The organism is Caballeronia sp. LZ019 (assembly GCF_031450825.1).
GTDB lineage: Bacteria > Pseudomonadota > Gammaproteobacteria > Burkholderiales > Burkholderiaceae > Caballeronia.
Genome location: NZ_JARTVZ010000004.1, coordinates 264,642 through 283,940, shown reverse-complemented (window position 1 = coordinate 283,940; position 19,299 = coordinate 264,642). Strand labels below are relative to the sequence as shown.

The following is a 19,299-nucleotide window of genomic DNA, read 5'->3' as shown; positions in this document are numbered from 1 at the left end:
TTCACAGTTAGATCAGTGCTCAAGCGACTTTTGCCACTCGCTCTGACGCACGAGTACAGCCTCCGCCGATTCCCCGACGAGCTCTTTATACACGCCCGGCGCGGTTGCACCTTCAGTGTTGATGACCAATACATGCGACTCAGGACCAAGCCCAACTTGCCGGGCGAGAACCGGGTTCTGCATCAGCACGCTAAGACCCGCAAAGCCAGCAGCTCCTGACTCACCCACAACAAGAGGTGCGTCACGATCCGTGCCTTTTGCGAGCGAACGCATTGCTGAGATGGCGTCATCGTCGGTAATGGTCATGAAATGGTCCACACACCGTTCGAGAATTTTCCAGGCGAGCGGAGATGTCTCGCCACACGCGAGGCCGGCCATGACGGAATCGACGGAACCGGTCGCTCTAGTTGCGTGGCCGACGATCGCGCTCTGGTAGAGGCAGTCCGCCTGCTGAGGTTCAACGACAATGAACCGCGGCCGCTGCGCGCCTGCATGTTCCCAAAGATAACTTGCGACGCCTGCCGCGAGACCGCCGACGCCCCCTTGTAGAAACACGTGCGTGACGGGTTGCGAGGGGGCGAGACTGTTGAGCTGAGTTATTGCTTCAGCGGCGATCACGCCATATCCTTGCATGACGTCGCGAGGAATCGCTTCGTAGCCTTCGTACGATGTGTCCGAGACGACATGCCAGCCATTCTCCGCTGCCAGGTTAGCCGCATATTCCACGGACTCGTCATAGCTTCCGGCGATGCGAATGATTCTCGCACCGTAGAACGCGATGGCCTCTTCACGCTCGACGCTGACGTTGGCATGAAGGACGATGACACACTGACAACCGATGTCTCGCGCGGCAGCCGCCAATGCTTTTCCGTGATTACCGTCAGTGGCGCTAATCACCGTCAGGTTCGCGAGCATTTCGGCATATTGCCCCCGCAGCACGCCGGCCGGATTCAGGTCGTGCGTGTGCCAATGCCGGAGAATCAGCCGCACGAGGGCGATGGGCGCGCCCAACGCTTTGAAGCTGCCTAGCGGTGAGCGAAATCCTTCATCCTTGAGGCTTACACGCGCGAGGCCCAGCGCTAGCGCTGCGTCCGGTAGGTCCCACAAGGGCGTCGCTGAGGAAGAGATTTGATTCCAGTTCGATAGCCAGGCGCCGCTTTCGTCTGCCGATCGAATGTTCAAGACGCTCCGAAGTTCGTTGGGGTAGGGCGAGTGGGTAGTGCGAGAGTTTGCAGTCAGCATTGTGGAAAATCTCCTGTAGGCGCTCGAAGTGCCTCGTTTCATAGGGTGGCCGAAACAGCCGAGACGAGAAAATTTCTCGCCTCTAGCCCTTTGGCGCGCACGCCATCTTTCGCGGCGTACCTACCTTCAACGGACTACCGACTTGTCGTTCCAGACATTGTTGCCAAACTGCCGAACGGTAATTGCGCCATTGCGAATGTCGCCGGCTTTGTCGAACTCGATGGGGCCGGTAACACCGTCGACCTTAACGGATTGCAATTTCGATAGGTAGATCTTCGGGTCTGTAGAGTTGGCGGCTTGCATGGCTGCGACCATGGTCATCACCGCGTCGTAGGCGTAGGGTGCGTAAAGTTGCACCGGTGATTTGAACCTCTGTTCAAACCGCTTGAAGAACGCCGGGCCTTGCGGCATTTGTGAAGGCGGCACACCTGCCAGGGTGCAGTACATGTCGCCGTTCATCGAGGCGCCGCCGAGTGTAATGAACTGCGGTGTGCAGGCTTCGTCCCCAGCGATGAATCTGACCTTCATCCCGAGGCGGTGCATCTGTTGAACGAAGGCAGCGGCTTGCGTATCGCCCCCTGTGAAAGCGATGGCATCAGGTCTATGATTCTTGATGGTCGTGAGAACGGCCATCCAGTTGGTTGTCTTATCGGTGCCGAACTCTCGGGCGACTACGGTACCGTTCGCGGACTTCACTGCCTTTTCGATCTCGTCGGCCAAACCTTGCCCATACGCCGTACGGTCATCGACGATCGCAACTTTAGGCGCTTTGAGGTCTCGAACGAGGTAGGTCCCGATGACCGACCCCTGACGAACGTCGTTCGCAACCATCCGGAAAACCGATTTCAGCCCTTGCTGGGTCAGTAAAGGATTCGTGGCAGATTCGGTAATCATTGGAATGCCGGCGCCTGCATAGATTCTGGAAGCGGGAATCGACGTGCCCGAGTTGGCGTGCCCTACGACGCCAGAGACATGATCGTCGATGAGCTTTTGGGCGACCGTCACTGCGGTCTTCGGGTCGGCGGCATCATCTTGAGAGTCCAGCTCGAAGGTCACGAGCTGGCCGCCAATACTCATCTTCTTGCTATTCAAATCCTCGATGGCGAGCCGCACCCCATTCTCGTCGTCCTTTCCGATGTGCGCGAGTTCGCCAGTTAGAGGCGAAACCTGGCCGATCTTGACCGTGACATCGGCCAACGCTGCCGAGGCGAATGCGCCAATTGCGATCGCCATCAGCGAGTGCGAAAGATGTTTGGTGTACATGATTTTCCGTAGGGATGCGAAGCGGTCAGGTGGGGTCGCCGAAAATTCGTCGCCTGGTCGTCGTCCGGCGCCGGTGGCGTTGTAGCGCTTAATGTGGAAATTTTATTGCGAGACGTGGTTTAATATTTATTCTTTTCCAGCTCTTATCCGATAAAATTTTTCATGGCGACAAAATTCCGCCCATCGAGAACGCTTCAGAATGTCGAATTGGACGCTTTCGATCTCCAGATCCTGGCAATCGTGCAGCGGAACAATCAGACGCCTCATCGCGAGATCGGGCTGGCGGTCAACCTGTCGGTGCCTTCCGTGGCGCGGAGGCTGCAGAAGCTCCGAAGTGTCGGCGTGATCGCTGCGGACCGCAGCGTACTGAACCCGGACGCGCTCGGCTCCCGAGTAACGATAATCACCCATGTTTCGGCGGAAAGTGAGGCGATAGAACTGCTCGACGCAATGAAGGCCCGGTTCGACGCCTGTGAGCAAGTCCAGCAGTGTTACTACGTAACCGGCGACGTTGATTTCATCCTGATCTTTTGCACTCGGGACATGGCCGAATACACGGCCCTGACGAGATCGCTGTTCTTTGCCGAAGGTAACGTCCGAAGCTTTCGAACGTTTGTCGCGATGGAGCGGGTAAAAACAACGCTTCATGTCCCGGTCGCTTGACGGGCCAAAGATGGATTGAAAAGGTCAGGCGCATCTTTGAGGAGGCGAACGCCCATGGCAGGGATTGCGAGAGCTTGCCCACCTGCGAGGGCAATTACTCGCTAGCCGATAGCGCGCGGCAGCAATGGCGAAACGGCGATAATTCGCGATTATCTGAGGTGCGAGTCCTGCCCTTGCCGCGCCGGGCTTTTGCAGTCTCTAACACGTCGCTGCGAAGGCTTCGCTCCGTTCGCCAGGCCTGCCTCGGCGTCGCCCCATGAACACCGACTTTTGGCGGCTGCGCCTACATTCCGGCGCTCGATCCTAATCGATTGATACGGGCAGGCATGCAAACACCAACCTGTCGCGACGAAGCCAGCATGAAAGGCTCGGGACTGCGTACGACATCGATCTCGCGTAGCAGGACGGCTCGTGCGGCGCGCTGCTCGCGTGAGCTTCACTCTCAAGAAGTGAGTATCCGGTTTGCAAGCTGCTGCTATCTGCGACTGTCGGCAGATAGTTCACTGGCTCACTGTTACAGGGACTCGGCGCGCTAACGCGCACATCAACTCGTAACCGATCGTGCCGGACGAGGAGGCCACGTCGTCGATTTTAATCTGCTCACCCCACAGCTCAACTTCTGAGCCAATGCCTGCACTGGGGCATGGTGCGAGGTCCACGGTGAGCATATCCATCGAAACACGGCCGACCGTGCGCGTGATGACACCGTCTACACAGACCGGTGTTCCGGTGAACGCATGACGCGGATATCCGTCAGCATAGCCACACGCAACAACGCCGATGCGCATGTCGGCATTGGCCCGATAACTGCGAGCATACCCAACCGTCTCGCCCGCGCGGACGTTTTGAATGCCGATAATTTCGCTGCAAAGTGTCATTGACGCCCGCAGCGGAACGTCAGCAATGTCGCTGGCTCGTCCAGAAGGAGAGCCGCCGTAGAGTAAGATTCCGGGGCGGACCCAATTGCGATGTGCTCGCGGATGCCACAATGTAGCTGCCGAGTTTGAGAGACTACGGTCACCTGGAATACCGCAGGTTGCCTCGTCGAATCGTTCAAGCTGCCAGTCAACGCTGCCCTCGTCAGCGCTGGCGAAATGGCTCATTAGCGCAATTCCGCCGATACCGGACGAGGCGGCTGCACGCTCCCAACTCGCCCGGTAGTTCTCAGGCGCGAACCCAAGGCGGTTCATCCCCGAGTTCATCTTGAGGTAGATGTCAATTGGTTGCTTGGGGCGGGCGGCGGTGATTTGATGGAGCTGCTCGTCACAATGTACCGCGACCGTCAGGCCATATTGGTCGGCCAGTTTGACGTCACCCTCCGTGAAGATGCCTTCAAGGAGCAGCACAGGCTTTTTCCAACCCAATTCTCGAACACGGACCGCTTCGTCCAAGTCGAGTAGGGCGATGCCGTCGGCAGCTTCGAGCGCGGGATAGATACGCTCGATTCCGTGCCCATAAGCGTTTGCCTTCACGACAGCCCAGACGCGAGATTGAGAAGCCTTTTCCCGTGCTACCTGCAGGTTATGTCTTACAGCGTCGGGATGGATGTACGCTTTGATGGGACGCGGCATGGATTCGATTTCGAAAAGAAAATTGCAACGACGGACCGTGGCGTCGCGTATGGTTTTAACGTCAGTCTCGCCGGGTATCCGGCATGAGGGTCAACCATTAGCTGAGCGCGAAGGCCTCCGGAATCTCCGTTTCCTTCGCATACCGAAATACGTTAAGGTCATTGTGCTCAATAGCAGGCTTGCGCCCGGAGATGAGGTCTGCAAGGAGCTGCGCCGAGCCGCAAGACATGGTCCAGCCCAGGGTGCCATGGCCCGTATTAAGATAAAGGTTGGGCACCGCAGTGTGACCGACGATCGGCGTTCCATCGGGTGTCATCGGACGCAAGCCGGTCCAGAAGGTTGCGCTCGAGATGTCTCCGCCGCCCGGAAACAGGTCATTCACGCACATTTCTAGCGTCTCCCGACGGGCCTCACGAAGCTGCTTGTCGAAGCCAACGATCTCGGCCATGCCCCCTACGCGGATACGTTTGTCAAAGCGGGTGATAGCGATCTTGTACGTTTCGTCCAGTACAGTTGACACCGGCGCACGCGCCTCGTCTACGATAGGCGCGGTGATTGAATAACCTTTTAGGGGATATACCGGGATCTTGACGAGGCCTGACAGGAAGTTTCTCGAATATGAGCCAAAGGCGACAACGAACACGTCTGCATGGATCAGTTTCGCCCCATGCCTGACGCCGACGACCTTGCCGCCCTCCGCTACAAGGCCGTCGGCCTGCGTGTTGTAGCGAAACTTCACGCCTGCCTGCTCAGCGAGCGCAGCTAGGCGGGTGGTGAACAACTGGCAGTCACCGGTCTCGTCACCGGGCAATCGCAGACCGCCTGTCAGCTTATGCGACGAGGCAGCCAGTGCCGGCTCGGCATGCGCCAGCTCAGCGGCACTCAACAACTCATACGCGACATTCGCGTCTTCGAGCACGGCGATGTCCTTTGCCGCGCCATCGAACTGCCGTTGCGTGCGGAATACCTGGAGCGTGCCGCCGGTGCGCCCCTCGTACCGAATGCCGGTCTGCGCCCTCAACGCTTGCAGGCAGTCGCGACTGTACTCAGCAAGGCGCACCATCCGGGCTTTGTTAATGGCGTAACGCTCGGCAGTGCAGTTCTGCAGCATCTGCCACATCCACTGCAACTGAAACTGCTTGTCAGCGTCGTCTGGACGAATGGCAAGGGGCGCGTGCTTCTGAAACATCCACTTCACTGCCTTCAGCGGCACCCCCGGAGCTGCCCACGGAGCGGCGTAGCCCGGCGAGATTTGCCCCGCATTCGCGAAACTCGTCTCCAAGGCAGGCCCTTGTTCCCGGTCAATTACCGTAACTTCATGTCCGGCCTTCGCAAGGAAGAAGGCGCTGGTCACCCCGACAACTCCACTGCCCAACACAACGACACGCATGGCATCCGCTCCAAAATCGCACACCGGAATGATTTGCACACATGTATGCATGCAGTATCCGTGCGCATGTTACGGTCTCTTTGCTAGGTTAAAAAACTATTCGAATGCGCTTCCGCAGTCGAAAACACTGTTTTCTCAGGAGCGCTGCGTGACAAGAACGGCGCAGACCTCGCCACGCTTATAGAAGAGTGAATTGAAGCGGCCACTGCATTCGCGGGTAGGGACAATTGCTTAGTTGACAGCATAAATTCTGGATCCTTAGACTGTGTACAAGGATGCACACAAACAGATACGCAGCGATGTGCGAAGAACGTTGAGTTGACTGACTTATCAATACTCCCGGAGGGATCATGGCTTTCATGGGCATTACTCGGCGCGCTCTGACGTGCTTGGCGGTAACTAGTCTCGTTGCAGTCAGCGCCCCGGCTCGTGCCGATGATGCAAGCGCGTGGCAAAGCGTGAAGAAGGCGGGTGTCTTGCGTTGCGGCGCGGCAGTGGCGCCCCCTTACGTCATGCGTGATCCCAAGACCGGCGACTATAGTGGGTTCTTTTCGGAGCTCTGCCGCACCTTCGGCCAAAACGTGCTCAAGGTGAAAGTCGAGTTCGTGGATACCACGTGGGACAACATCGTGGCCGGATTGCAGTCCGACAAGTGGGACTTGTCGATGGCGTTGAATCAGACACCGGAACGTGAGAAAGCCGTTGCTTTCTCGGCGCCGGCTACCGATTACAACGTTTCCTTCGTCTACAACAAAAACAATCCGAAGGTTCCGAAGGGCGCCAAATCGATTGCTGACATCGACAAGCCTGGCGTGACGGTCGCAGTCATGTCAGGGACCGCTCAGGACAAGGCAATCTCTGCGGCTTTCAAACAGGCGACTATCATGCGTTTGCCTGGCAACGATGAGACGCGCTTGTCGCTCATGTCCAAGCGCGCAGATCTGCTCGCGGACGCTAATATCACGAACATGCTTCTAACCGAGGCGCACCCGGAATGGGCCGCGACCATTCAGCCGACGCCGCCGCTGGCTCAGCAGGAGGTTGCTTTCGGTCTCAGGAAGGACACACCGCCTGCAGACATCGCTCTCCTGAACAAATACGTGGACGAACAAGTCAAGTCGGGCTCCGTGACACGCCTGATCAAGACGTCCGTTCAAGCAATGCTTGCAACAAACAAGTGATGCCGACCACGCAAAAGTGATGCGAAGTGTCGGTTCTGCGTCCAGACTGCATCCGCGCCTATGGCCAATGTGATCGCTCTTGACAGACAGCGCAGCGCACTTGATGCGCGCAATGCCGGCCGTGCGTAGGCCATCTACGACTTGTTAAGCCAAGTACGAAAAGATACCGCGGCTGGTCAACATCGACAGCCGCAGTTCTTCGAATCCCACACCACGCTCTTGCGAGCGCGATAGCTGGAGACAGTCCATGCTTTCTTCTCAACCCTTCATTGGTCAACATGACGCCCCTCCCGCCACGCTCCGGTCCGCCGAGACAACATTCGGCGATTTTGTGCAGTTTCGGGACGTCTACAAGAGCTATGGACCGAATCTCGTTGTCATGGACCGAATGAACCTCGATATGCGCGCCGACGACCGGCTGGTCATCATCGGACCAAGCGGTAGCGGTAAGAGCTCGCTGCTTCGAGTAATGATGGGGCTAGAAGGCGTACAGAGCGGTCAGATCGGTTTTCAAGGCAAGCCCTACATATACGGCGCGGACGCGGGTAAGTCAAAGCGCATCGACACGCAGCTGCAGAAGCAAGTCGGCATGGTGTTTCAACATTACACGCTGTTTCCGCACCTGTCCGTCTTGGGCAACCTTATCCTCGCCCCAACGAAGGTCAGCGGCTTGTCGAAAGCAGAGGCAACCGAGCGCGCGCGCAAGTATCTGGCACGGCTTGGCCTCGAAAGCAAACTTCACGCGTACCCGAGTCAACTCTCCGGTGGGCAGAAGCAGCGCGTTGCCATTGCGCGCGCCCTCATGCTGGAGCCGAAACTGATGTTGTTCGACGAGGTTACGTCAGCCCTCGATCCTGAGATGGTCATCGAGGTGCAAAACGTGATGCTTCAATTAGCCGAGCAAAAGATGGCTATGATCATCGTGACGCACGATATGCACTTTGCGCGAGACATTGCAACGCGCGTGGTCTTTTGCGCAAGCGGAAAAATCGTCGAGCAGGGCGCTCCAGCCGAAATGTTCAAGTGTCCCAAGGAGGCTCGCACTCGCGAATTCCTTGAGAAAGTGTTGCATCTTGACTGAGGGGAGTTATGAACTACCACTTCGACTTCGGTTTTCTCGAAGGCAGCTTTGGCGCGCTGCTGGATGGTTTGAGGGTCACCATCGAGCTTGCGCTCGCCTCGAACATTATGGGTCTCGTGCTCGGCTTTGTACTCTGCTTGATGGCGATGAGCCGATGGGGCGTCGTACGTTGGCCGGCACAGCTCTTCATTGAGTTCTTCCGCTGCACGCCTGCGCTCTTGCAAATCGTATGGTTCTTCTACTGCATTCCGATGATGGTCGATGTCTTTATCGATCCCATCCTGATGGGTGTGCTTGCACTGGGTCTTAACCTGACCGCTTTCAACGCTGAAGCCTACCGAGCAGGTGTCCAGGCGGTCCCCAAGGAGCACCTCGACGCATCCGTCGCATTGGGCCTGAAGCCGTGGCAACGCACCATCTATGTCGTGTTACCCCAGGCTTTGCGCAGTGCAATGCCGGTGCTCATGACCAACGGCATTGGAAGCCTGCAGCAGAGTGCGCTAGTTGCCATCGTCGCCGTTGCTGACCTGATGTATGTCGGCAAAAGTCTGGCGACCCAAGCCTATCGGCCACTCGAAACCTACACTGTTGTCGCGCTCATCTACTTTGCATTGTCTTTGCCGATTGCGAAGCTTGTTCATGTGATCGAGCGGCGTCAGGACCTTGCTGTCAAGCGTTGAGGAGAATGCCATGAATCTCGACTTTTCAGCTGTTCTGCCGTACTGGTTCGTGCTTCTCAAGGGACTGGCGCTCACGCTTGCGTTCACAAGTAGCTGTGCGGTCATCGGGAGCCTTGCCGGTTTTGTATTGAGCCTGCTTCGCATGTCGCCCAATCGACTGATGAAGGCCGCAACAACGCTGTACGTAGAGTTCTTCCGAGGTACGCCGCTGCTCATCCAGTTGTTCTGGGTTTTCTTTTGCTTCCCGGTTATATTCCGGATCAACATCCCGCCCTATGTGTCGGTGTTAATTTCGCTGACGCTGTATATGACTGCCATCACCAGCGAGACGTTTCGCGGCGCATTGAATTCGATCTCCAGCGAGCAGCATGACGCCTGCATCGCGCTGAGCCTTACGCCGCAGGCGAAGATTCTCCATGTGATCTTCCCCCAGGCGCTACTGCGCGCGATACCGCCACTGCTTTCGAACGTCGTCAGCCTGTTTAAGGAAAGCGCGCTCATCTCTTCGGTCGGCGTCGCTGACCTCATGTTTGTGGGGCAGAACATATCGAACAGTACGGCCAAGCCAGTCGAGTTTCTGACAACGGTTGCGATTATCTACTTTGTCGTCGCTTTCCCGCTCACTCGGCTCGTAGGGGTGGTCGAATCGCGATTCCTCAGGCGCTTTGCTTACTAACACCGGACTGGCATGCCTGATGGCCACGACCCCAGGGGGACGTGCGTTCTGGGGGCGTTGACTACGGCTGCGAACTGGCGGGCTCCCACACCGCAGCTTTCACGGAAAAGGGCGAGGCTGACTCCAGGCAGTCTAGGAAGCCACTGACCGTAACAACGACGCCGGTGGACGCATCTGACCGGCTCATGTTGAGGATTCTTTGATGGCCGTCCATAGGTTCAAAAGCATCGAGGGTCATACGGAAGGCATGCCCGTGCGCATGGTGCTTGACGGTGCACCTGAGCTTTCAGGCGCCACGATGGAGCAGCGCCGCCTATCTTTCATCGAGTCTCACGATTGGATGCGTCGTGCGTTGATGCTTGAGCCCCGCGGGCACGCTCACATGTCCGGGACAATCCTGTATCCGCCGCTATCTGAAGAAGCCGATATGGCGCTCATCTTCATCGAGACATCGGGTTGCTTGCCAATGTGCGGACATGCGTCCATCGGGTCCATCTCGTTTGCGCTTGAAGCAGGACTGATCCGTCCGAAGTCGCCTGGCACTGTGGTTGTGGACGTTCCCGCGGGCACACTAACATCGACATATAAGATGGATGGCGGCCGCGTGAGTTCTGTGCGTTTCACGAATGTACCGAGCTTTCTCCTTCATCGCGATCTGGAGGTCCAGCATCCATACTTCGGTAAGTTGGCCGTGGATATCGCCTACGGCGGGAACTTCTATCCGATTGTCGAGATGCAGGAAAACTTCCCCGGCTGCCACCACTTCTCCCCTGAGCAATTACTCGACTGGGGACGACAGATGCAAGCGGCCGTGAACGGTACCGTCAACGTGGTTCATCCGGACCATCCAAGTGTTCGCGGCGTCAAGCACACAATGTGGACAGGCGCTCCGATCTCGGAAGATGCCGACGCACGGGCGGTGGTCATCGCCGGCGACAGCCTCATCGACCGGTCGCCCTGCGGAACCGGCACCTCCGCCCGCGTTGCGCAACGGTACGCACGCGGCCTGCTTGGCATCGCGCAACCATTTCGGCATCAAAGTTTGATTGGAAGCTGTTTCATCGGTCGGGTTGAAGCGGTCACGACACTTGAAAGCGGTTTAGATGCGGTCCTTCCGAGCGTTGAGGGACGCGCCTGGATCACCGGGCGAGCTGACCATTACGTTGACGACTCGCAGCCATACGCCTACGGCTTCAGCTTGCAGGAGCACACGGGCTCAGTGGAGTCGCCAAGGTCGTTCGGATGAAGGCACGCCTTACTTTTCCTGAACAGGCTGATAGCTACGAAGGGCACCCGTTCACAGAAGTTACCGTCTGGCGTCAGTGCAATTTGTTTAACACCTAAACCGACACTGCAGGTTGAACTATGAAAACCTACGCGCGACTTTTCATCGATGGCCGTTGGGTAGTCCCGGCTAAGAGTGGCACGTTCGAGACTATTGATCCAAGCAGCGAGCAAGTCATCGCCGATGTCGCGGCCGCGACCGCTGAGGATGTTGATCTCGCCGTGAAAGCCGCGCGCAAGGCGTTCGATGAAGGCCCTTGGCCGCGAATGAGTGGGGCCGAGCGCGCCGCGGTCCTCCGTCGGATTGGCAAGGGCATACGCGAGCGCCTGCAAGAACTCGCGGAAATCGAGGTGCGGGACAACGGCAAACCGCTTCCCGAGGCGCTCTGGGATGTGGGCGATGCCGCGGGCTGTTTCGAGTTCTACGCAAGCCTCGCAGAACAGCTCGACGAAAGCGCTGAGGCGCCGGTCAACCTGCCAGATGACCGCTTCAGCTCGATCGCGCGTAAAGAACCTGTCGGCGTTGCGGGCGCCATTATCCCGTGGAACTTCCCTCTGCTCATGGCAGCATGGAAAGTCGCGCCCGCACTGGCAGCCGGCTGCACGATGGTCCTCAAACCGTCAGAGCTTACACCGCTGAGCGCGCTGGAGCTAGCTGACATCGCGGCGGCAGCCGAGCTGCCCGCTGGCGCATTGAATGTGCTGACAGGCTTGGGTAAAGACGCCGGCGCTCCGCTCGCCGAGCATCCGTTGGTGGACAAGCTTGCCTTTACTGGCAGCGTACCGACGGGCAGTCGCATCATGCAAGCCGCCGCTCGCGATATCAAGAATGTTAGCCTCGAGCTGGGTGGCAAATCTCCGTTTATCGTCTTCGACGACAGCGACGTTGACGCCGCCGTTGAATGGATCATGTTCGGTATCTTTTGGAACCAAGGCGAGGTTTGCTCTGCGACTTCGCGGGTGCTCGTGCAGCGCAAGATTTATGAGCAGGTGCTTGAGCGTTTGAAAGAGCAAACCCAGAAACTCACCATCGGCAACGGCTTGCAAGAAGGCGTTCTTCTTGGGCCCCTTATTAGCAAGGGCCACTTTCAGAAAGTCCATGAGGCGGTCAAGCGAGGCGCCACGGAGGGCGCACGACTGCTCGTCGGCGGCAGCAGACCTGCGCATCTCGACAAAGGTTATTTCATGGAGCCGGTTGTATTTGCGGATGTGCCACTGGACAGCTGGATCTGGAACGAAGAAATATTTGGGCCGGTTGTCTGCATTCGTCCGTTTGATGATGAAGCGGAAGCCGTACGTGAGGCGAATGACACCCGGTTTGGTCTCGGCGCGGCAGTGATGTCGCGCGACAACGCGCGGTGCGATCGCGTGGCACGTGCACTGCGCGCAGGTATTGTATGGGTCAATTGCAGCCAGCCGACCTTCACGGAGGCTCCGTGGGGCGGTTACAAACAGAGCGGAATCGGCCGCGAGCTTGGCGAGTGGGGCTTGAACAATTACTTGGAGACCAAGCAAATCACGCGATACGACAGTGATAAGCCGTGGGGCTGGTACATCAAATAAGGTCTGTCAATCATGCGCTGGAAGAAGACACTGCAAATCGTCGACGTTCATTGCGAAGGTGAAGTGGGTAAGGTCATTACTGGCGGAGTCATCGGGATCCCCGGTGCCACGATGCTCGAAAAGATGAACTACATCAATGAAGTCAACGACAGCTTGCGCAAGCTCGTCGTTCTTGAGCCAAGGGGCTCGCTTCAGATGTCCGTGAATCTGTTGTTGCCGCCGACGCTCCCGGAGGCTCATGCGGGCTTCATCGTGCTCCAGGCAGATAAAGCACATCCAATGTCTGGAAGCAACGCCATCTGCGTTGTGACGGCGCTGCTTGAGCTTGGCATGGTGGAGATGCAAGAGCCAGAAACAACGGTCCTTTTGGATACCCCTGCCGGATTGGTGCGAGCTCACGCAGCCTGTAGCGGCGGTCGCTGCACGGGCGTATCGCTTGACATGGTGCCGTCGTTCGTCGAGCAACTGGACTTTGTCTTCGAGACCAGCCAGTTCGGCAAAATCAGGGCCGACATTGCATTCGGCGGCGTGTACTACGCGCTGATTGACGTTGACCAGATTGGGTTGCGCATTGCGCCGGAGAACGCACGACAGCTCGCCGAGCTTGGGGTTGCATTCAAGAACGTCATCAACAACCAAATTGGGATCGAGCATCCGCTTTTCCCGGAGATCAACGAAGTCGCCTATGTCATGTTCCGCAACCGGGTAAGCGAAGCGCTTTACCAGACGTGCACGACGTTGCCCCCCGGGCGGGTCGATAGGTCACCGTGCGGCACCGGCAGTTCTGCGAACCTGGCCACGCTGTCCGCTCGTGGACTGGTCGACGTAGGCAGCCGCTTGACGTCTCGCTCGACCATCGGTGGTGAGTTTATTGTGGAGATGCGAGGAACGACCGAGGTTGGGGGCAAGCCGGCCGTCCTGCCTCGCGTTCGAGGCCGGGCGTGGATCTACGGCATCCAGCAGCTCGGCGTCGACCCAGACGATCCTCTAGCCGCTGGATTCATGCTGAGCGACACATGGGGATCGGGTTTCCCAACGGCCTAGGCGGACACCGCGCAATGATAAACTTGAATGCGCGCCCGTCGTTCCGGGCGAACGACTACGGCGGTTCAGCAATGAGCAAGGGAACAGAGACGGAAGCGACCGTTCGTCGACACGGCGGACGATACATCTACGAAGAACTGCGTAAGCAAATTCTAACGTTGCAACTGAAGCCTGGAGCACCGCTTGACGAGGTCTCTCTGGCGGCGCAATTTGGACTATCTCGGTCGCCGGTACGGGATGCGCTCGCTCGGCTTATCAGCGAAGGGCTCGTGACGATCCTGCCAAACCGTACCACCCTCGTCACGCCGTTTGAAATTGAAGAATTTCCTAAATACATCTCGGCGCTAGACCTGATACAGCGGGCGGTCACGCGCTTGGCAGCGCAAAACAGGACTGCAGCGGACCTCAAACGCATCCGTGAGGCAGATGAGGAGTATATGCAAGCGGTCGAGAGTGGCGACTTCCAGGCGATGTCTGAAACCAACAAGGCCTTCCATATGGCCATCGCTCGCGCCGCGAACAACCCGTACTTCGTCGGCTACTACGAACGTCTGCTGGGCGAGGGGCAGCGACTTCTGCACCTGCACTTCGACTATACGGTCACGTCGCCCAAGGCAACGAAGCTTGGTCGAGACCATGCTGAGCTTATCGAGGTTATCGAGCGGATGGACGCTGACCTCGCCGAAAAGCTGGCTCACGAACACACGATGCTGTTCCAGAAGCGTTTTCTCGATTACATGCGTCAAAACTCGACGGAATCGATGGCCATACTTTGATGCCCCGAAGCAAGCCAACAAGCGCTTCACCTCGAGCAGCATTTCATGCTCTAGAGCCGACGATAAGCACCTTCTTGTAGGCTCCTTAAGAATGCCCAGAGCTCCGGTGCGTCAGAAGTGGCTGCGTTGAAGCGGAACCACTCGGATGTGTGCTCGCCGGGGCGAAAGTATGATCCGGGAGCCAACCAGATTCCTCTGCGAAGGGCTTCGTTTGCCACCGAGATACTGTCTTCAGGGGCAATCGGCAATTTAGCCCACAGAAATAGACCTGCATTCGGGGTATGGAACACCTCCACCCCTGCATCGCGCATCGATTGCGTGACTCGCCCATGGGCATTGAAGAGCCGCTCCCGTATATGAGCGGTGTGTCGATCGTAGTGTCCTTCAATGAGGACATTCGCCACTGCACGCTCGGTGACCTCCGACGACGTGAGCCCGACGGCCATCTTCGTCAACGCTAGTCGAGAAAGTAACTCGCGGCCTGCTGCGATATAGCCGACGCGCATCGCCGGCGTGATGGTTTTCGAGAAGCCAGACACGTAGACGACGCGCTGCAAGCCCTCCATCGCGGCAAGGCATGGGGCACCGACGGGCGCGAGTTCGCGTGAAATGTCGTCCTCCACCACCCAGATACCCTCGCGGTCGGCAATCTGCAACAGACGAAAAGCCGATGAAGCACTCAACGAAGTGCCAGACGGGTTCTGCAGCACCGTGTTGATGAACATCGCCTTGGGCTTGTGATTTTTCACAATTTCTTCAAGCTGCGCGCTGTCGATGCCGTCCGGCGTCCGAGGGACACTGACGACGTTGACAAAGGCGACTTTCAGAATCTCAAGCAGATTGCAGTAACACGGGTCTTCAACGAGGACGGTGTCCCCGGGCTTAAGCAGCGTACGAACGATGAGGTCCAGCGCTTGTGTGACGCCCTGGGTCAGCAGGACATCGTCGCTACCAACCGACATCGAGTACCTTCTCAGCGAATTCGCGATGTACTCACGCAGGGTTGACAGTCCGTATGGGTGGCCATATCCGCCGATGCGCGAGGCAGGCACGCGGCTCACCACACGTAAGGCGTGTTGCACGCCGGTTTCATTGATCCAGTCGTTGGGTATCCATCCGCAACCTGCCTTGATGGGTACCGTCTTGACTGCAAAAACGTCCGATAGCAACCAGGCCTTGTTAAGACTCGGAGTGCTCCATGCAGACGGTTCGGGGGCCTTTGCGGCAGGCGTTGCAACGCGATACCCAGCGCCCGCGCGAGCGCTAAGCAAGCCGAGTGAGACGAGCCTCTGATAGGCCTCTGAGACGGTGTAGGTGCTCAGGTTGTGGCTCTTGGCCAAGGCGCGGACCGACGGCAGTGCCGTGCCGGCCGGAAAAGTCCCGTGCCGCAACTCCTGCTCAATGGAAGCCACGATTTGGTCGACAAGCGTGCCTTCGTTTTTGCGAGAACGCGACAGCTTCAACGAGAACATTTCAATACAGTTCGAGGGAGAAAATCAATACGGTCTGACTGCTCGTTTGCCGCTGTCCAGTGATTGTATCGCGCCAACTCGATAGAGTTGACGCACATTCACGGAGCGCCGCAATGACCACAAACCAACCGAATCTCGACCTGACGAAGTTCTGGATGCCCTTCACCGCGAACCGCCAATTCAAGGCTGCTCCGCGACTTTTCAAGGCGGCGAAAGGCATGCACTACACGACGGTGGACGGCCGTCAGGTGTTGGATGCAACGGCGGGACTTTGGTGCGTGAATGCTGGTCACGGACGCACGGAGATTACACAGGCCGTTAGCGAACAGCTCGACACGATGGACTACGCCCCGACGTTCCAGATGGGACACCCACTAGCATTCGAAGCGGCGGCTAAAGTCGCCGACTTCATGCCGGCGGGTCTCGACCGAATCTTCTTCACCAACTCGGGCTCGGAATCGGTCGACACGGCACTGAAGATGGCACTGGCCTATCATCGCGCTCGGGGCGAAGGGCAACGCACACGTTTTATCGGGCGGGAGCGGGGCTACCATGGCGTTGGCTTTGGCGGCATTTCGGTCGGTGGCATATTGGCCAATCGTAAGACCTTCTCCGGCAACCTGATGCCGCACGTGGATCATCTCCCGCATACGCTGAATATCGCTGAGGCGGCTTTTACACGAGGCCAACCGACTTGGGGCGCGCACCTCGCTGACGACCTCGAGCGCATCATTGCGTTGCATGACGCCTCGACGATTGCCGCAGTTATCGTCGAGCCGCTCGCTGGTTCCACCGGCGTACTGGTCCCGCCGAAGGGCTATCTCGACCGGCTCCGCGAAATCTGCACCAAACACGGCATTCTGCTGATCTTCGACGAAGTGATTACCGCATTCGGCCGCCTCGGTGCTCCCACGGCGAGCGAATACTTCAACGTCAAGCCGGACATCATCACGATGGCCAAGGCCATCAACAATGCGGCGATCCCGATGGGCGCAGTGGCGGCAAGCCGCGTTGTGCACGACACGGTCGTGAACGCGGGCGCCGAGAACGCGATCGAGTTCTTTCACGGCTACACGTACACCGCGCACCCGGCAGCGGCCGCTGCGGCGGTTGCGACGCTGGACATCTACAAGCGCGATCGCCTCTTTGAGCGAGCCAAGGAACTCTCCGGCGTGTTTGAAGATGCGGCGCACGAAGTCAAGGGCGCGCCGCACGTCAAGGACATTCGCAACCTCGGCCTCGTTGCGGGGATTGAACTGGAGTCGCGCCCGGGTGCACCGGGAGCGCGGGCCTATGAGGTCTTCCTCAAATGCTTCGACGCGGGGGTGCTGGTGCGTTACACGGGCGACATCTTGGCATTTTCGCCGCCGCTGATCATCGATGAGAAGCAGATCGACCAGGTTTTTTCGACCGTACGCAACGCTCTGCGTGACGTAGCCTGAGCTGAAATCACCCGCCGGTTTTGGCCGGGCATATATATTGGAGTTACAAATGAACGTTGCAAGCGAAAAGGGTAACCTTGCTGTCAAGCAGGTCAGCCACTTCATCAATGGGCGAATCGTCGCCCCGTCTAACGACCAATTTAAGGACGTGTTCAATCCGGCCACGGGCGAAGTCATCGGTGCGGTGGCCATGGCCTCGGTCGAAGAAGTTGACCGCGCGGTGCAGGCAGCCGCTGCAGCGTTCCCGAGCTGGAGCGAAATGGCGCCGCTCAAACGCGCTCGGATTCTGTTCAAGTTTAAAGAACTGATGAATCAGCATCATGACGAACTCGCCATGCTTATCACCCGCGAGCACGGCAAGGTGTTCACCGATGCACAGGGCGAAGTGGTTCGCGGCATTGAGATCGTGGAATTCGCTTGCGGTATCCCAAACCTGCTCAAGACCGACTTCACTGACCAAATTGGTGGCGGCATCGATAACTGGAACCTGCGTCAGCCGCTGGGGGTCGTTGCTGGCATCACGCCGTTCAATTTCCCGGTCATGGTTCCGATGTGGATGTTCCCCGTGGCGCTTGCCTGCGGCAATACATTCATTCTGAAGCCGTCGGAGCGTGACCCTTCGGCGTCACTGCGCCTGGCAGAACTGCTGAAAGAGGCAGGCTTGCCGGACGGCGTCTTCAACGTGGTGAACGGGGACAAGGTCGCAGTGGACGCACTTATCGAACATCCGGAAGTCTCTGCAATCTCGTTTGTCGGTTCCACGCCGATCGCTGAGTACATCCATACTGAAGCCTCGAAGCGTGGCAAGCGTGTACAGGCTCTCGGCGGCGCCAAGAATCACCTCGTGGTCATGCCTGACGCCGACCTGGATCACGCGGTTGATGCGCTCATCGGTGCGGCGTACGGCTCGGCGGGCGAGCGTTGCATGGCAATCTCGGTGGCGGTCGCGGTGGGTAATACCGGTGACCAGCTCATCGAAAAACTGATTCCTCGGGTGAAGTCGCTGGTCATCAAGAACGGCGAAAACCTTGACGCTGAGATGGGCCCGCTTGTAACGGCGGAGCACAAGGCGAAGGTCTCGGGCTACATCGAGTCCGGTCAAGCGGAGGGCGCGAAACTCATCGTCGACGGTCGTGCCCATCCTGTTACGGCACAGGAAGGGTTCTTCATCGGCGGCACGCTGTTCGACGATGTTAGCGTAGACATGAAGATTTACAAGGAAGAGATTTTCGGGCCTGTTCTGGCCGTCGTCCGAGTACCGGACTTCGCAAGCGCCGTCAATCTCATCAACTCGCACGAGTTCGGCAACGGCGTTGCGCTGTACACCGCGGATGGTGGTGTCGCTCGCGCTTTCACGCGACAAATCAAGGTGGGTATGGTCGGCGTCAACGTACCGATCCCGGTTCCGATGGCGTGGCACTCGTTCGGTGGCTGGAAAAAGTCGCTCTTCGGCGACCACCACGCGTACGGTGAAGAAGGCATCCGCTTCTATACGCGCTACAAGAGCGTGATGCAACGCTGGCCCGACAGTATTAGTAAAGGCGCTGAATTCACGATGCCAGTCGCGAAGTGAACTTCGTGATTCGCCTGTGCCGACTCTCCTGACGGTGGATTTACTGCACTAGGGGGAGAGGCCGAGTACTTGCGGCCGGTGCTCTAGTCGGGTACCGGCCATCATTTTATGCGGTTGACTCTCGACTTCATCCCCGGGAGAGACGGGCTACGCATCGGATGAGTAGGCTGCTTCCTCGACGCGATCCGCCGATATCGCAAAGAGTCGTCGCCGGCGCTGCTGCAGCGAACTCGTCGTCTAGGCCGGAGGTGCCCCTCGCACGGTCGAGCGATTCTGCAGGTCGCATTGAGCAACAGTGCTGTCACTTGCTGGTCTCCCCGTTTCCTATTGCCGCGCTGAGCTTGCTGGTATGCCAGAGCCGGTGCGGCCGTGTGCGCCCATCCTTTGATCCCCTTTGT

At 58.1% G+C, this 19,299-nt stretch carries 16 protein-coding genes; 11 read left to right on the top strand and 5 right to left on the bottom strand.

The features are described from left to right. Window positions 1-12 precede the first annotated feature (12 nt). Complete coding sequence (locus P9255_RS13050) at window positions 13-1,242, bottom strand: diaminopropionate ammonia-lyase (RefSeq protein WP_309789741.1); 1,230 nt, start codon at window positions 1,240-1,242, stop codon at window positions 13-15. A 126-nt stretch (window positions 1,243-1,368) separates the two neighbouring features. After that, the gene (locus tag P9255_RS13045) at window positions 1,369-2,505 is read right to left on the bottom strand and encodes a branched-chain amino acid ABC transporter substrate-binding protein (protein WP_309789740.1); all 1,137 of its coding nucleotides are present in this window, start codon (window positions 2,503-2,505) and stop codon (window positions 1,369-1,371) included. A 162-nt stretch (window positions 2,506-2,667) separates the two neighbouring features. On the opposite strand from P9255_RS13045, the gene P9255_RS13040 reads away from it, so the two are divergent. After that, entirely contained in the window at window positions 2,668-3,168 is a 501-nt protein-coding gene (locus tag P9255_RS13040) for an Lrp/AsnC family transcriptional regulator (protein ID WP_309789739.1), read from the top strand. Window positions 3,169-3,668: 500 nt separating this feature from the next. On the opposite strand, the gene alr is transcribed toward P9255_RS13040, so the two are convergent. Together alr and P9255_RS13030 are read right to left on the bottom strand one after the other, a co-directional pair. Next, window positions 3,669-4,739 (bottom strand): alanine racemase, encoded by a 1,071-nt coding sequence (gene alr / locus P9255_RS13035; RefSeq protein WP_309789738.1) that lies wholly within the window; start codon window positions 4,737-4,739, stop codon window positions 3,669-3,671. A gap of 97 nt (window positions 4,740-4,836) precedes the next feature. Further along, window positions 4,837-6,129, bottom strand: a complete 1,293-nt coding sequence (locus P9255_RS13030; RefSeq protein ID WP_309789793.1) for a D-amino acid dehydrogenase — start codon at window positions 6,127-6,129, stop codon at window positions 4,837-4,839. Between the two features lie 350 nt (window positions 6,130-6,479). Between P9255_RS13030 and P9255_RS13025 the strand changes: the two genes are divergently transcribed. From P9255_RS13025 to P9255_RS12990, 8 genes are all read left to right on the top strand, one after another. Beyond that, window positions 6,480-7,310 (top strand): transporter substrate-binding domain-containing protein, encoded by an 831-nt coding sequence (locus tag P9255_RS13025; RefSeq protein ID WP_309789737.1) that lies wholly within the window; start codon window positions 6,480-6,482, stop codon window positions 7,308-7,310. 247 nt (window positions 7,311-7,557) lie between these two features. Further along, window positions 7,558-8,391, top strand: coding sequence for an amino acid ABC transporter ATP-binding protein (locus P9255_RS13020; protein ID WP_309789736.1), 834 nt, complete (start codon window positions 7,558-7,560; stop codon window positions 8,389-8,391). An 8-nt stretch (window positions 8,392-8,399) separates the two neighbouring features. Then, window positions 8,400-9,071 (top strand): amino acid ABC transporter permease, encoded by a 672-nt coding sequence (locus tag P9255_RS13015; RefSeq protein WP_309789735.1) that lies wholly within the window; start codon window positions 8,400-8,402, stop codon window positions 9,069-9,071. Window positions 9,072-9,081: 10 nt separating this feature from the next. Then, on the top strand, window positions 9,082-9,747 hold the full coding sequence (locus P9255_RS13010) for an amino acid ABC transporter permease (protein WP_309789734.1): 666 nt from the start codon (window positions 9,082-9,084) through the stop codon (window positions 9,745-9,747). Between the two features lie 202 nt (window positions 9,748-9,949). Next, entirely contained in the window at window positions 9,950-10,993 is a 1,044-nt protein-coding gene (locus P9255_RS13005) for a 4-hydroxyproline epimerase (RefSeq protein WP_309789733.1), read from the top strand. Window positions 10,994-11,112: 119 nt separating this feature from the next. Then, on the top strand, window positions 11,113-12,594 hold the full coding sequence (locus P9255_RS13000; protein ID WP_309789732.1) for an aldehyde dehydrogenase family protein: 1,482 nt from the start codon (window positions 11,113-11,115) through the stop codon (window positions 12,592-12,594). Window positions 12,595-12,606: 12 nt separating this feature from the next. Then, complete coding sequence (locus P9255_RS12995) at window positions 12,607-13,638, top strand: proline racemase family protein (protein ID WP_309789731.1); 1,032 nt, start codon at window positions 12,607-12,609, stop codon at window positions 13,636-13,638. A 14-nt stretch (window positions 13,639-13,652) separates the two neighbouring features. Further along, window positions 13,653-14,414 carry a GntR family transcriptional regulator gene (locus P9255_RS12990; RefSeq protein ID WP_309789730.1) on the top strand — a complete coding sequence of 254 codons (762 nt, stop codon included), beginning with the start codon at window positions 13,653-13,655 and terminating at the stop codon, window positions 14,412-14,414. Window positions 14,415-14,464: 50 nt separating this feature from the next. On the opposite strand, the gene P9255_RS12985 is transcribed toward P9255_RS12990, so the two are convergent. Beyond that, a complete protein-coding gene (locus tag P9255_RS12985; protein WP_309789728.1) occupies window positions 14,465-15,886 on the bottom strand; it encodes a PLP-dependent aminotransferase family protein in 1,422 nt (473 codons plus the stop codon). Between the two features lie 113 nt (window positions 15,887-15,999). Between P9255_RS12985 and P9255_RS12980 the strand changes: the two genes are divergently transcribed. Continuing rightward, window positions 16,000-17,328: an aspartate aminotransferase family protein gene (locus tag P9255_RS12980; RefSeq protein WP_309789727.1), complete on the top strand. Its 1,329-nt coding sequence runs from the start codon at window positions 16,000-16,002 to the stop codon at window positions 17,326-17,328. Between the two features lie 49 nt (window positions 17,329-17,377). Then, on the top strand, window positions 17,378-18,901 hold the full coding sequence (locus tag P9255_RS12975; RefSeq protein ID WP_309789726.1) for a CoA-acylating methylmalonate-semialdehyde dehydrogenase: 1,524 nt from the start codon (window positions 17,378-17,380) through the stop codon (window positions 18,899-18,901). Window positions 18,902-19,299: the final 398 nt, after the last annotated feature.

Coding starts and splice junctions, on each gene's coding strand:
- P9255_RS13050 (WP_309789741.1), bottom strand. CDS start 1,242: ATGCTGACTGCAAACTCTCGCACTACCCACTCGCCCTACCCCAACGAA.
- P9255_RS13010 (WP_309789734.1), top strand. CDS start 9,082: ATGAATCTCGACTTTTCAGCTGTTCTGCCGTACTGGTTCGTGCTTCTC.
- P9255_RS13030 (WP_309789793.1), bottom strand. CDS start 6,129: ATGCGTGTCGTTGTGTTGGGCAGTGGAGTTGTCGGGGTGACCAGCGCC.
- P9255_RS13045 (WP_309789740.1), bottom strand. CDS start 2,505: ATGTACACCAAACATCTTTCGCACTCGCTGATGGCGATCGCAATTGGC.
- P9255_RS12990 (WP_309789730.1), top strand. CDS start 13,653: ATGATAAACTTGAATGCGCGCCCGTCGTTCCGGGCGAACGACTACGGC.
- P9255_RS13005 (WP_309789733.1), top strand. CDS start 9,950: ATGGCCGTCCATAGGTTCAAAAGCATCGAGGGTCATACGGAAGGCATG.
- P9255_RS13040 (WP_309789739.1), top strand. CDS start 2,668: ATGGCGACAAAATTCCGCCCATCGAGAACGCTTCAGAATGTCGAATTG.
- alr (WP_309789738.1), bottom strand. CDS start 4,739: ATGCCGCGTCCCATCAAAGCGTACATCCATCCCGACGCTGTAAGACAT.
- P9255_RS12995 (WP_309789731.1), top strand. CDS start 12,607: ATGCGCTGGAAGAAGACACTGCAAATCGTCGACGTTCATTGCGAAGGT.
- P9255_RS13025 (WP_309789737.1), top strand. CDS start 6,480: ATGGCTTTCATGGGCATTACTCGGCGCGCTCTGACGTGCTTGGCGGTA.
- P9255_RS13015 (WP_309789735.1), top strand. CDS start 8,400: ATGAACTACCACTTCGACTTCGGTTTTCTCGAAGGCAGCTTTGGCGCG.
- P9255_RS12980 (WP_309789727.1), top strand. CDS start 16,000: ATGACCACAAACCAACCGAATCTCGACCTGACGAAGTTCTGGATGCCC.
- P9255_RS12985 (WP_309789728.1), bottom strand. CDS start 15,886: ATGTTCTCGTTGAAGCTGTCGCGTTCTCGCAAAAACGAAGGCACGCTT.
- P9255_RS13020 (WP_309789736.1), top strand. CDS start 7,558: ATGCTTTCTTCTCAACCCTTCATTGGTCAACATGACGCCCCTCCCGCC.
- P9255_RS13000 (WP_309789732.1), top strand. CDS start 11,113: ATGAAAACCTACGCGCGACTTTTCATCGATGGCCGTTGGGTAGTCCCG.
- P9255_RS12975 (WP_309789726.1), top strand. CDS start 17,378: ATGAACGTTGCAAGCGAAAAGGGTAACCTTGCTGTCAAGCAGGTCAGC.